This is a genomic window from Dietzia sp. NPDC055340 (genome assembly GCF_053645335.1).
Map to the genome: position 1 here is coordinate 1 of NZ_JBSHML010000013.1, position 13287 is coordinate 13287.

General features: G+C 68.7%; 9 protein-coding genes and 4 tRNA genes. 4 read left to right on the top strand and 9 right to left on the bottom strand.

Annotation, left to right across the window (positions count from 1 at the left end; genetic code table 11):
- Positions 1-631: 631 nt before the first annotated feature.
- The gene (gene murA, locus ACWIFB_RS10915) at positions 632-1915 is read right to left on the bottom strand and encodes a UDP-N-acetylglucosamine 1-carboxyvinyltransferase (RefSeq protein WP_454058256.1); all 1284 of its coding nucleotides are present in this window, start codon (positions 1913-1915) and stop codon (positions 632-634) included.
- A gap of 72 nt (positions 1916-1987) precedes the next feature.
- On the opposite strand from murA, the gene ACWIFB_RS10920 reads away from it, so the two are divergent.
- Positions 1988-2560 (top strand): cob(I)yrinic acid a,c-diamide adenosyltransferase, encoded by a 573-nt coding sequence (locus ACWIFB_RS10920; RefSeq protein WP_452100906.1) that lies wholly within the window; start codon positions 1988-1990, stop codon positions 2558-2560.
- A 3-nt stretch (positions 2561-2563) separates the two neighbouring features.
- Here ACWIFB_RS10920 and ACWIFB_RS10925 read toward each other — a convergent pair whose 3' ends face one another.
- The 7 genes from ACWIFB_RS10925 to ACWIFB_RS10955 all read right to left on the bottom strand — a co-directional run bounded on the left by ACWIFB_RS10925 (position 2564) and on the right by ACWIFB_RS10955 (position 9997).
- Entirely contained in the window at positions 2564-3448 is an 885-nt protein-coding gene (locus ACWIFB_RS10925; protein ID WP_230931517.1) for a LuxR C-terminal-related transcriptional regulator, read from the bottom strand.
- A gap of 183 nt (positions 3449-3631) precedes the next feature.
- A complete protein-coding gene (locus ACWIFB_RS10930; RefSeq protein WP_454058257.1) occupies positions 3632-4918 on the bottom strand; it encodes a CobW family GTP-binding protein in 1287 nt (428 codons plus the stop codon).
- Positions 4906-5691, bottom strand: coding sequence for an enoyl-CoA hydratase (locus tag ACWIFB_RS10935; RefSeq protein ID WP_452100904.1), 786 nt, complete (start codon positions 5689-5691; stop codon positions 4906-4908). The genes ACWIFB_RS10930 and ACWIFB_RS10935 overlap by 13 nt, the downstream gene beginning before the upstream one ends.
- A gap of 73 nt (positions 5692-5764) precedes the next feature.
- Positions 5765-9007, bottom strand: coding sequence for an arabinosyltransferase domain-containing protein (locus tag ACWIFB_RS10940; RefSeq protein WP_454058258.1), 3243 nt, complete (start codon positions 9005-9007; stop codon positions 5765-5767).
- A 235-nt stretch (positions 9008-9242) separates the two neighbouring features.
- A tRNA-Phe gene (locus tag ACWIFB_RS10945) sits at positions 9243-9319 on the bottom strand.
- A gap of 47 nt (positions 9320-9366) precedes the next feature.
- Positions 9367-9443: transfer RNA gene (locus tag ACWIFB_RS10950), tRNA-Asp, on the bottom strand.
- A 481-nt stretch (positions 9444-9924) separates the two neighbouring features.
- Positions 9925-9997 (bottom strand) — tRNA-Glu (locus ACWIFB_RS10955).
- Between the two features lie 102 nt (positions 9998-10099).
- On the opposite strand from ACWIFB_RS10955, the gene ACWIFB_RS10960 reads away from it, so the two are divergent.
- The 3 genes from ACWIFB_RS10960 to phoU all read left to right on the top strand — a co-directional run bounded on the left by ACWIFB_RS10960 (position 10100) and on the right by phoU (position 12353).
- Positions 10100-10175: transfer RNA gene (locus tag ACWIFB_RS10960), tRNA-Lys, on the top strand.
- Between the two features lie 141 nt (positions 10176-10316).
- Positions 10317-11495 carry a tRNA dihydrouridine synthase DusB gene (dusB, locus tag ACWIFB_RS10965; RefSeq protein WP_454058259.1) on the top strand — a complete coding sequence of 393 codons (1179 nt, stop codon included), beginning with the start codon at positions 10317-10319 and terminating at the stop codon, positions 11493-11495.
- An 81-nt stretch (positions 11496-11576) separates the two neighbouring features.
- Positions 11577-12353, top strand: coding sequence for a phosphate signaling complex protein PhoU (gene phoU / locus ACWIFB_RS10970; protein ID WP_452100900.1), 777 nt, complete (start codon positions 11577-11579; stop codon positions 12351-12353).
- Between the two features lie 157 nt (positions 12354-12510).
- Here the strand turns inward: phoU and pstB are convergent, their stop codons facing one another.
- Complete coding sequence (gene pstB, locus ACWIFB_RS10975) at positions 12511-13287, bottom strand: phosphate ABC transporter ATP-binding protein PstB (RefSeq protein WP_230931511.1); 777 nt, start codon at positions 13285-13287, stop codon at positions 12511-12513.

Consider the following 13287-nt stretch of genomic DNA (forward strand, 5'->3'; position numbering starts at 1 on the left):
TGAGCCAGGATCAAACTCTCCATAAAAGCTTCTCAGCACTACGAAAAGCACAATCCAAGCAAACAAACAAACCAAAAACTGGCTGTTCAAAAAAACGCGACCCCCACGACAGGGATGTGAAAGGGTCGCAACCAAACAAAAAATTTGGCACTATCACAAACAAAACACACTGTTGAGTTCTCAAACAACACCCACACACCGATCCACCGCGATACACTCACCACAGCTTCACAGGGAAGATCCTGCAACCGCCGCCCTCCCGGGCAACTTCTCCAGCCTAGCAGCAACAACTCCCAGTTCCAAAACCGGGCATTCTCACCGCCACACTCTCGAAGCCGCACCCCTTCGGGGCAACTTCTCCAGCCTAGCAGGCTCTCCGTCCCCGGTCAAAACCGGGACTTTCTCGAACCCGCCTCGCAAGAAGCAACCGCCCTGGTCCAAGGCCCGGAACCTCTCGGCCCGAACCCCGCTCCCTGGCGGCTCCGATAAAGTTACACGCACCCCAACACAACACCAAATCCCCAGTTCAAACAGGGTATCTCGAGCATCTGTCCGAGCAACTGCACTTCGGACGCGGCACCAAGCGGGTCCGAAACCGCCCTAAACCTCCAACAACGGGTAGGGATCCGGCCTATCGCTGGGTCGGGACCCGTTCGATGTCGCCGCCCAGGGCACGGACATCTCCCACGAAGTCGGAGTATCCGCGGTCGATATGGAAGACCTCGCACACCTCGGTGACATCGTCGGCGCACATGCCGGCCAGTACCAGTCCGGCGCCCGCGCGGATGTCGCTCGCCCACACGGTGGCCGAATCGAGCCGTTCGCGTCCGACGATCTTGGCGTGGTGACCGTCCGTCTCGGCATCGACGCCCATACGGACCATCTCCTCCACGAAGCGGAACCGCGCTTCGAAAAGGTTCTCGGTGACGACCGAGACTCCCTCGGACACGGAGGCGAGTGCGATCGCCATCGGCTGGAGGTCCGTGGGGAACCCGGGGAACGGAAGCGTCCGGATGTCCCGGGCGCGGGGCCGCCCCTCCTGGCTCACTCGAACCCAGTCGGTCCCGGTCTCCACCTCGGCACCGACCGCTCGAAGGTTCTCGAGCACCACGTGGATGAACATCGGGTCGATTCCGCTGACCTTGACGTCGCCGCGGGTCATCACCGCGCCCATCGCCCAGGTCGCAGAAACGATGCGGTCGCCGATCACCCGGTGGGTCACGGGCGTGAGCCCGTCGACCCCCTCGATGGTGATGGTGCTCGTACCGGCGCCGCTGATGCGCGCGCCCATCTCGTTGAGCAGGTCGCAGATGTCCACGATCTCGGGCTCACGGGCGGCGTTCTTCAGCACGGAGGTCCCCGGGGCGAGCACGGCCGCGGTCACGAACGTCTCGGTGGCGCCGACGGACGGAAAACTCAGGTTGTAGGAGGCGCCTCGTAGCTCGGTCGCCTCGGCAACCAGACGACCGTGGTCCATGTGGGTCTGCGCGCCCAGGGCGTTGAGCCCGTTCTGGTGCCAGTTCAGGGGACGACTGCCGATGGCGTCGCCGCCGGGCATCGCAATAACCGCTCGGTGATGCCGTCCGACGAGCGGGCCGAGGATGCACACGGATGCCCGCAGCCGCTGGGCCGCCTTGTCGTCGGCGACATGCCCGAGCTCGGACGGGGTGTCGATGACGACCGTGCCGTCGCTGATCTCCACCGCGCATCCGAGATGCCGCAGGACATCGGCCATCGCCGGAACATCGGAGATGCTCGGGCAGTTGGTCAGCGTGGTGCGGCCCTCCGCCATCAAGGCGACGGCCATCAGCTTCAGCACGCTGTTCTTGGCGCCGGCGACGGCGATCTCGCCGTTCAGACTCGTTCCGCCTCTGACGAGGAAGCTCTCCTCGCGGGACGTGGGGTTACCGCTCACGGGTCCACAGTATGCGAGATCTCGCCCGGAACCGCGGAACGACGTGGTGGTCGGCCGCGTAGGTTGACTGTCATGGCTGTTCATCTGACGAAGATCTATACCCGCACCGGCGACGACGGCTCGACCGGGCTGTCCGATTTCTCACGCGTGAGCAAAAACGACCCCCGGTTGGTGGCGTACGCGGACTGCGACGAGGCCAATGCGGCGATCGGCGTGGCGATCACCCTCGGTGGTCTCGACGACCGGGTTGCATCCGCGCTGCGAACGGTGCAGAACGACCTGTTCGACGCCGGGGCCGACCTCGCGACGCCGATCGAGGAGAACCCCAAGTACCCGCCGCTGCGTATAGAGCAGGCATACATCGATCGCCTCGAGGGCTGGATCGACGAGTTCAACGAGGAACTGGCGGACCTGACCTCGTTCATCCTGCCGGGCGGCACGCCGGCCGGCGCGTACCTGCACGTGGCGCGCACGGTGGCCCGCCGCGCGGAGCGGGCGGCGTGGGCTGCGGTCGAGGCCCACCCCGAGACCACCTCGGTGCTGCCGGCGAAGTACCTCAACCGGCTATCGGACCTGCTGTTCGTGCTGGGCCGTGTGGCCAACCCCGAGGGCGATGTCCTGTGGGTGCCGGGCGGCGAGCGCTGACGATCAGGGCAGGGCGCCCATCCGGCGGGCGGCGTTGACCGCCTCGAACCGGGTGTGCGCGTCCAGCTTGCGCATCACGGAGCGCAGGTAGCTCTTGACGGTCTCCGCGCCGATACCCATGTCGGCGGCCGTCTCGATGTTGGTCTTGCCCTGGGCCACGCAGGCCAGCACGTCGAGCTCGCGGCGCGAGAGCCGCGCGGTGGGCATCTCCGGCGGCGGGGAGACCATCTCGGCGCAGATGCGCTCGAGTTCGGCCCGGACGTCCGGGTCCTCGGTGCGAGAGGCCAGCATCCGCAGCCGGGCGTGGGTCTCCCGCATCCGCTCGTTGGACAGCACCTCGTCCCAGCGGCCCTCGCCGGCGCCGGGCCCGACGGGCGCGGCACCGCGGGCGGCGAGCGCGTCGTTGACCGCGATCTCTTGTTCCAGGGCGCGCGCGGTCGCGGCCATCTGGTTGAGGACCTTCTCGCCGAACCGGACTGACGAGTGCACGCCCGCGTACAGCACGGCGCGGACGTCCTTGCCCACCACGACCGGGATGGCGGCCATCGACCGCAGCCCCTCGGACAGCACCGGCAGGTCGTACTCGTGGGTGATCACGCCGGCGCGCGGGTAGTCGGCCACGCCGACGGGCTTGCCGGTGGCCATGACACGTCCGCCGACGCCGGCACCGTAGTGGACCATGAGGTCCTTCATGGCCGAGGTGCGCATTCCGAGCGACTCGGAGAGCACGAGGGTGTGCCCCTCCCCGACCACGCCACCGATGGTGACGGGGATACCGGTGGAATCCCGCAGCGCGGCGATCGCACGACGGACCGAAGCAAGATCCCGCTTGCGCTGCTGAGCGTCGCCGGTCACGCCACCGCTTCGGCCGCTCTTCTCCTCGTCCACGCGGTCTCCTCACTCGTCCGTGCACCACCCCCACAGCAGGGTCGTCTGCTCCCCCCGCACGTGCGACACACCACTATCGTCAGCGCCACTATACGCACGTGGTCGGGGCGCCGCCGACCGGATCTCGGACTCGGTGGCCGAGCGGCCGGGGGTACCGGTGCTCACTTCCCGCCCGAGCCCGCCTCAGGGGGTGAAGGCTGGATCGAATGCCTCGGGATCTTCGGGGTCCACCATCATCGCGGCACTGCCGGTGACCGGCGTGGACCGCTGCTCGTCGTAGATCCATTCCTCCACATCGCTGGAGTCCGGGTCACCGATCAGGTACGGGTGCAGGCCCAGCGCGGCATCGGCGTCGACCGTCTCGCCGGGTGACAGCACCGCGTCATCGAGGAAGCCGGCGACGTCGTCGTCGTCCATCTCCACGCCGATCACCACGAGACCGTCAGGTACCGCTCCCCCGTCGTCGACGGCCGCGTCCTCACCCACGGCGCGCAGTTCGAGCCGGCGCCCCACGAGCGCCACCTCGTAGCGGCGCGGACCGTCGACGGTGGCCAGGGTCAGTGTCCCCTTCGCGCGATACGCGCCGGTGGGCGGTGTCGCGACGGTCGTGAGGAAACGGCGCGGGTGCAGGTGCCCGGCGGGCCTGACGGTGACGGCGGTGTAGGCGTCGTGGAGGTGCGGGTGGTCGTGGTGCCCGGGGTCGCCGTGGTCGCCGCCAACCGGGCCGTCCGACTCGGCCGCCGCGGTGGTCGCTGCGGTGGGCACCGCGGTGGGGGCGACGCCCAACAGCAGGCCGGCGGGAACGGCACCGCGCACCGCGGGCAGCACCGGGACGCGCGGCGCGTGGGCGCGGATCGTCGTGCGCAGCGCAGTGAACCGCTCGCGGGTGACGAGGTCGCATTTGTTGACGACGACGAGGTCGGCCTCCGCGAGGTGCGTGGCCAGTCGCGGGTGGCGCGCCATGGCGTCGTCAAGGCCTTCGGCGTCGACCACCTGGATCATCCCGGCGTGACGCACGATGTCGCGGGGTACGTCATGCACCATCCGCGACAGGATGGCCGGCTCCGCCAGTCCGCTGGCCTCGATCACCGCGAGATCCATGCCGAGCTCGGGGTCGGCCAGGCTGATGAGCGCCTCGCCGAGTTCACTGGCGTCGACCTCGCAGCAGACACAGCCGTTGGCCATCGAGACCATCGAGTCGACCTGACCGGCGATCGCGCCGGCGTCGACGTTGATGTCGCCGAAGTCGTTGACGATGGCCGCGATCCGCAACCCGGGCGCGCCGGAGAGCAGGTGGTTGAGCAGGGTCGTCTTCCCGGCGCCGAGGTAGCCGGTCAGGACCAGGACCGGCAGGGGCTCGCCGGGGGCGCGGTGGATCCCGGGTGCGGGTGCGGGGCCGGACTCGACGTCCCGGCCCCGCGCCTCACCCTGCGGCTGCTGACTCAGCGGCGGTTCGATCAGCGCTGCCACTCGGGCTTGCGCTTCTCGGCGAACGCAGACATCCCCTCGGTCTGGTCCTCGGTGGCGAACAGCGCGTAGAAGGCGTTCTGCTCGGCGAGCAGGCCCTCCTCGAGCGTGGTCTCGAAGGACCGGTTGACGGCCTGCTTGGCCACCGCGGCGGTGGTCTTGCTCATGGAGGCGATCTTGTCGGCGACCTTCATGGTCTCCTCCAGCAGCTCGGCGGCCGGCACGACACGGGTGACCAGTCCCGAGCGCTCGGCCTCATCGGCGTCCATCTGGCGGCCGGTCAGGCACAGGTCCATGGCCTTGGCCTTGCCCACGGCGCGGGTGAGACGCTGCGAGCCGCCCATTCCCGGGATGACCCCGAGGGTGATCTCCGGCTGGCCGAACTTGGCATTGTCGCCGGCGATGATCATGTCGCACATCATGGCGAGCTCGCAGCCACCGCCGAGAGCGAAGCCGGAGACGGCCGCGATGATCGGCGTGCGGGCGGTGGTGAGGCGCTTCCAGTCGTGGAAGAAGCGCTCGAGGTAGATGCCCGGGTAGGTCTTGTCCTTCATCTCCTTGATGTCGGCGCCGGCCGCGAAGGCCTTCTCCGAACCGGTGATGACGATGCAGCCGACGCCGGGGTCGGAGTCCAGCCCCTCGACCGCCTCGACGACCTCCTTCTCCATGGCGCTGCTGAGCGCGTTGAGCGCCTTGGGCCGGTTGAGCGTGATGATCGCGACGCGATCCTTCTGCTCGACGAGGATGTTCTCGAACTGCTTTTCCGTCACGGACATGCGGTGTCTCCAGTCTGCGTCAGCGGTTACTTGGAATTCCTTGTAAAAAAGCTCCGGGCCCGATGCTAGCCCGTCACCGGGCCAGCGGTCCCCCGTTCCACAGCCCCGACCGTACGACCTCGCCGTGCTCGACGGTCGCTGGCGTCGCCTCGGGGAGGATCGGCGTGTACCGCACGAGGGAACCCCAGTCGCGGTCCCAGTCGTGCTCGAGGTAGGTGGGCACGGTCTCGCCCTCCTGGAGCAGCTCGATGAACCCGAGTGGCCCGCCACCGTCCCAGTCCTGCCAGGTGTTGGTGGAGCTCACGGCCAGGCCGCGGTCGGGCAGAACACGGTATTCGGGCAGCTCGTGGATGCCGGCGAACTCGTCAAACGGACGTAGGCACGGCACGTGGAACGCCACGGCCCAGTCGGGCAGCACCGGACGGGTGTGGCCGACCAGCTCCTGCATCGTGACGAGCTCCGGCATGCGCGGCGGGGTGAACGCGATCCACCGCTCCGGGTCCGGATCGAGGTCGCGCACCACCAGCCGGATCGCGGTGACGTCGGCGGGCATCGAGTCCATGGGCACGCGCAGGTTGCGCCATGCCGGCGCGGGGCCGATGTCCTCGGGCACCACCACGCCGGCGGGCTGGAACGGCTGGCCACTGGTCGCGTACTCCACGATCAGCGCGTCGCGGGCGAACTCGCCGGCCACGGCGACCGTGATGAGCGGGTGCTCGTCCGAGCGCTCCGGCAGCGGGTACCAGTCGGTGGTGGTCTCGGCGTTGAACTGCGCGCCGGTCTGGTGGCTGCCGAGTACGGGCACCCGTCCCGGGTCGAGGCCGAACGGCAGCACCGCGTGGCTGCCGTTGATGCCCTCGGCCATGCGAACGCCACCCTCGGTCCCGGCGGTCGTCGACGTGGTGTCGGACCCCTCGCCGGTGCCGGGCGTGTCGGTGTCGGCGGCCTGGGTCGCCGTGAGGTCGGTGCCGATACCGTCCGGGTGGAACCGGACGGCCTCGCCGCCGGCCTCGAGCTGATCGCGCGGCTCACCGAGGGGCTCCAGGAGCCCGGCGTTCGCGTCGGGCTCGGCGAGGACCGCGTCGGCGATGCCACACGGTTTGCCGGCCAGCGCATTGAGGTTCTGCAGACCCACGGAGTAGGCGGGGTACTGGTTACGTACCGCGGCCGCCATCGAGGCGACGATGACGACGACGACGAGCGCAGCCGCCAACCCGAGGGGCGCCTCCGACAGATCCCGCGCCAGGCGGACGACGGGGCCCCGATCGCGGGGCGGGGTCTCCTGCCCGGCCCGCGTCATGAACGGCTCGCGATAGTGCAGGACCAGGGCGGCGAGCAGCGACAGGAGCATCAGCCCCAGGAACACCGACGACAGGGCGATCCCTCCGATGGAGGGCTGGGCACCGCCCCACGGGATGCCGTAGATGGAGATGTACCACCAACCGTTGGTGGAGGTGAAGCTCAGCGCCAGGATGAAGAACACGGCTGCCAGGAACAGCATCCGGTTGCGCAGCGAGCGGGTCGCCGCCGGCAGTACCGCCATGGTGACGAGCGCGGCGAGCGCGGCGCCGATGGTCGCGAATGCCCCGAAGTGGTGGGTCCACTTGGTGGGGTTGAGCGCCATGAACACGATCGACATGGCGGCCATGCCGACGATGCGGCGAGCAGGCCCGACCGCGACGCCGGGGATCCGGCCCTTGCGGAACAGGATGGCCGCGCAGGTGATGAGCGACAGGAACATGGCCAGCACCCCGAAGCGGCGTGCGAGCGAGCCGTCCGGCGTGGGGTTCAGGAGCCACTCGTAGCGCCAGACCTCCTCGTACCAGCTGCCGCTGGGGCCGACCTCGCCGAGCAGTGAGGACGACTGCAACGTGGTGACGAGCGGCTGGTCGAGGAAGATCAGGTGCAGGATGCCGAGCCCTGCCGCGACCAGCGGGGCGATGGTGGGGATCCATCCGTCCCGCCTGGCTCTACGGATGATGAGCAGAAGCAGCGGCCGCGAGGCGGCGATGATCACGGCGATGCAGAACGTGCCGGTGGGCGCCGCGGACAGCGTGAGCCCGCCGATGATGAAACCGATCGCGGCCGGCAGGAGCCGGCCGGTCGCGAGTGCGCGCTCGAGCGAGACCCAGGTGGCCAGGACACCGAACGCGATGATCGGCTCGGGGCGTAGCCCGTTGTTGTAGGTCAGCCAGAAAGCGAGGAAGACCGCCGCCGTGCTCCAGCGGACCGCGGCCGCGCGTCGGGCTGCGATGCCCAGGCGCGGGATGACCTCTCGCGAGAGCAGGATCCACGAGCCGATACCCAACAGCAGCGCCGGGAGTCTCAGCCACACGCTGCCGAGCGTGAACGTACTGATCGCCGTGTACAGGTAGTACGGCATCCCGAACGGCGCATACGGAGCTCCGTAATATCGGAACACCTCCGGCATGTATCCACTGGAGACCGCCGCACGCGCCTCGGTGAGGATGTAGCCGTCGTCCGCGGTGTTGGCGCCGATGATGTGCCACACGAGGAGGATCGCCACCACGAGCAGGTCCAGCGGTCGCGGCTTCCACCAGCCCGGCGGCAGCACGCGTCGCCCGGCCCGGCCGTCGCGGAGATCGAGTCGGTGCAGCGCCACGAGCGACACGAGGATCGCGAGGATGCCCACCACGATCGCGATCTGCTTGATCACGGTCGCCTGCGTCGTATAGCGGGAGTCCACGGTGATGTCGACGGACATGCCTTCCGGCGCGGCCCCCTGGAGATCGGAGAACACGCCCACGACCTGGGGGCGTAGGTCCTCCTCGACCCGACCGCCGATTCCCTGCCCGTCGACCTCGAGGCCCAGGAACTCCGCGCCGATGGATCCCGAGTCGGCGACGACCCGGATCGTGGAGCATGCGCCGGGCGCGGCCACGGCATCAGTGGGCGCCGAGGCGATGAGTGCGTTGCGGCTGCGCACCTCGACGTTCGGGCCCGCGACCGACACCATGAGGGCGCGCGCGCCGGCCTCTTCGCCTGCCTGACGTGGCGCGGTGGAGACCAGCACCCCGTCTTCACGCCCCTGGTCACGCAGCTCCTGCACCGCGGTACAGGGGACGTCGACGGTGATGTCGAGCGGGTAGTAGGCGACCAGAGGTGCAGTGACCGGGTCGACCGTCCCGTTCTCGGGCCAGCTGATGGTCGAGGTGGTCTGCGTGACGGGCAGCAGTGGCACCACGATCGCCAGCAGAATTCCGATGAGGCCGCTGACCGCGGCGACGACTCCCCATCGCGGCCCCTTCCGGGGCTTCTCGGGAGCGGCGCGGACCTCGCTGGCAGTCGATGGCATGGCGTCCACGCTATAACGAGCACCTGACAATCCCTGAAACCGTGTGACCGTTCGGTGACCCCCGGCACCGCGCGTCGCTGCCCGCCCGCCGGTCACGGCCTTCCGGGCCGCGCGCTCCGGAGATGACGACCCGGAAAATGCGACGTGGACAGGGCATCGCAACAGAGATGGCGCAGCATTTATGCCGCAGAAATGACGAACGCGCCGAAGGGATTCCCTCCGACGCATCATGTCGTGGTGGCCAGGGCCGGGATCGAACCGGCGACCTTCCGCTTTTCAGGCGGACGCTCGTACCAACTGAGCTACCTGGCCCTAAGACAACCGGCGCATCCGGTGAAACCGAATGCGCCGGTCATCTCTGGCGACCCTGACGGGACTCGAACCCGCGACCTCCGCCGTGACAGGGCGGCGCGCTAACCAACTGCGCCACAGGGCCTCGCTCTTCGCTGTGCTCTTCGCACGAGAAAGAACATTAGTAGACGCGATGCGGATAACGCAAATCGGGCAACCCAGACCGTGCTTTGCGCAGGTCAGGACGCTTTTCTTCGGGTGCTCGATGCCCGCTGCCCGCGACCGCGCATCGCGCACCGCCTGCAGCCCGGCCGATCCCATCCGGACCCCCTCCCAGGAGGACGCACTCTCCACCCTCGCCCCCGTCCGTTGGGGCCACACACCCTCCACCTGCCCTCCGGCTCCTTACACCGGCCCGTTGCGCTGCCCCTCGGTCGACTTACGCACCTGGTCTGCTCAGATCGGTGCTACTTACGCGCCCGGTTTGGTCCATTCCGGACGCGCAAGTCCATCGCAGGCACAGGTACAGGTGCCGCTCGACCCGGCCGGCCGCCCCTCCGCCCGAACTCCGAAATGCAGGAAGTCCCGGCCACCACCACCGTGGTGACCGGGACTTCCCGATCGCGTACCCCCTACGGGATTCGAACCCGCGCTGCCGGCGTGAAAGGCCGGTGTCCTAGGCCGCTAAACGAAGGGGGCGCCGCCACGTCCGGGGTCACCGGTCCGCAGCGGGATTCAGTCTAGGGCACCATCCGCCGGGCGACTAAACCGCCCGCGGAAGCGACCGGTATCGTGTCCGATGCCCCTATAGCTCAGTTGGTAGAGCTACGGACTTTTAATCCGCAGGTCGCCGGTTCGAGCCCGGCTGGGGGCACCACTACCTCTCGGCCCAGGCGCAGGTGCAGACCGGGGCATCGACCTCGGCCGATACCGAATCCGCCGCTCTGACGCCGCTGCCGCCCTGCCCCGCCGGGTGCGCATTTTGGACCTGCCCGCCGAGCGCTGGGACACTTACGGTATGTCCGCTCCCACCGCCCCGTCGGCACCCGCACTGCGCATCGGCCCCTACGCGCTCGACTCACCGGTCGTCCTCGCGCCGATGGCCGGTGTCACCAACGTCGCGTTCCGCACGCTGTGCCGTGAGTTGGAGCAGGAGCAGCAGGGTTCGGTGTCGGGTCTGTACGTGTGCGAGATGGTCACCGCGCGGGCGCTGGTCGAGCGCCAGCCGGCGACGCTACACATGGCCACGTTCGCGCCCGAGGAGTCTCCCCGCAGTCTGCAGCTGTACACGGTGGATGCCGAGTACACGTACCAGGCGGCCAAGATGATCGTCGACGAGAACCTGGCCGACCATATCGACATCAACTTCGGATGCCCGGTCCCCAAGGTCACGCGCCGCGGTGGCGGGTCCGCGATCCCCTACAAGCGCAGACTGTTCCGTTCGATCGTCGCGGCCGCGGTCCGCGCCACCGAGGGCACGGATATCCCTGTCACGGTGAAGATGCGCGTCGGGATCGACGACGAGCACCACACCCATCTCGACGCCGGCCGGATCGCTGTCGAGGAGGGCGCCCAGGCGGTCGCGCTCCACGCCCGCACGGCCGCGCAACGCTATTCGGGTGAGGCCGACTGGTCGCAGATCTCGCGTCTGGTCGAGCACGTCGGCGCCGTCTCGGACGTGCCCGTGCTGGGCAACGGCGACATCTTCTCCGCCGAGGACGCGGTGCGCATGGTCGATGAGACCGGCTGCGCGGGCGTCGTGATCGGCCGCGGCTGCCTGGGCCGGCCGTGGCTGTTCTCCGAGCTCGCCGCGCGCCTGTCCGGCCGCGAGGCCCCGACCCCTCCCACGCTCGGCGAGGTCTCCCGGATCATGTACCGACACGGCGAACTCCTCGCGCAGCATCACGGGGAGGACAAGGGGATGCGCGACATCCGCAAGCACGTCGCCTGGTACCTGCGCGGTTTCCCGGCCGGCTCGGAGAAGCGTGTGGCCCTGTCCGCCGTCCGCACCCTCGACGACCTGGCGGAGATGCTCTCCGATCTGCCACCGGACGAGCCGTTCCCCGCCGACGGTTACGGCCCGCGCGGCCGCCAGGGCTCGCCGTCGAAGGTGCTGCTCCCCGAGGGCTGGCTCGACGATCCGGAGGATGACGCGGTGGCGCTCGAGGGCGCCGACGCCCAGAACTCCGGCGGCTGATCCTCGTCCCTTCCGAGATGTTCACCGGGCGTTCATGGCTGCTCCCCGATCGCACGGTTGACATGCGGGTATCCTGTTGACATGCGTCTTGTTTACTCCGAAGAACTCGCGGACCTGGCCACGTCCATGGCCAGAATGTGCTCGTTGGGTACCGACAACATGGAGCTGGCCACGCACGCGCTGCTCCAGGTGGATCTGGTCACCGCCGAGAAGGTCCTCGAGTCTGCCTCGGAGATGTCACGTCTGGCCACGGAGAACGAGGAGCGTGGTTTCGCGCTGCTGGCCCTGCAGGCCCCGGTCGCGCGCGATCTGCGCCAGGTGGTCACGTCCATCCAGCTCGTGCAGGACCTCGTCCGGATGGGCACGCTCGCGTGTCACGTCGCGAAGATCGTCCGGCGTCGCCACCCGGAGCCTGTACTGCCGGAGCCGGTCAACGGTTACTTCGCCGAGATGGGCCGCGTCGCCGTCTCGCTGGGCCGCTCGGCCACGGAGGTGCTGCTCAACCGGGATGCGGAGCAGGCAGCGACTCTCGCCCAACAGGACGACGCGGTGGATGATCTGCGCCGCCACCTGTTCACCCTCCTCACCGTGCGGGAGTGGAAGTACGGGGTCGCGTCGGCGGTGGATGTCACGCTGCTGGCCCGGTACTACGAGCGCTTCGCGGACCACGCCGTCGAGGTCGCGCAGCGCGTGATCTTCCTGGCGACCGGCGAGTACGCCAATCTGGGCGAGGACGACCCGGACCATTCCTCGACCCCCAACGAGGAGCTGGTCCGCCGGTTCACCGAGACGGACCGCAGCTTCCAGGAGCGGCGCGCGAACGGCCCGGCCTCGGGCGACGAGCCGTCCGGGGAGTGACGGCCGCCGGGACGGGGTCGACGACGACGAGACGCCGCGGCCCCGGCCCCACCCACTCGGGAGGACGCCCCTCCCCCGACGCATGACATCAGAACCGCCCCGGTTCCGGCCAGTAGACCGGAACCGGGGCGGTTCTGATGTGGAGGGCTGTCTCGGCTCAGCCGAAGCGGCCGGAGACGTAGTCCTCGGTCTGCTTGTTCTCCGGGTTGGAGAAGATCTTCTCGGTCGCGTTGACCTCAACCAGCTGGCCGGGCATGCCGGTGGCCTCGAGCGAGAAGAAGGCGGTCTGGTCGGACACGCGCGCGGCCTGCTGCATGTTGTGCGTGACGATCACGATGGTGAACTCGCTCTTGAGCTCGGAGATGAGATCCTCCACCGCGAGCGTCGAGATCGGGTCGAGCGCGGAGCAGGGCTCGTCCATGAGGAGCACCTGGGGCTCGATCGCGATGGCGCGGGCGATGCACAGACGCTGCTGCTGACCGCCGGAGAGGCCGCCGCCGGGCTTGTCGAGGCGGTCCTTGACCTCGTTCCAGAGGTTGGCGCCGCGCAGCGACTTCTCGGCCACCTCATCGAGCTTCTTCTTGTTCTTGACACCCTGCAGGCGCAGGCCCGCGACCACGTTCTCCTTGATGGACATCGTCGGGAACGGGTTGGGACGCTGGAACACCATGCCGATGGTGCGGCGTACGGCGACGGGATCGACGCGCTTGTCGTAGATGTCCACGCCGTCGAGCTTGATGGAGCCCTTGACGGAGGCGCCCGGGATCTCCTCGTGCATGCGGTTCAGCGAACGCAGCACGGTGGACTTGCCACAGCCGGACGGCCCGATGAAGGCGGTCACCGAGCGCGGCGGGACGTGGAGATTGACGTCCTTCACGGCGTGGAAGTCGCCGTAGAAGATGTCGACGTTCTCGAGGTCGAGTCGCTTGGCCAT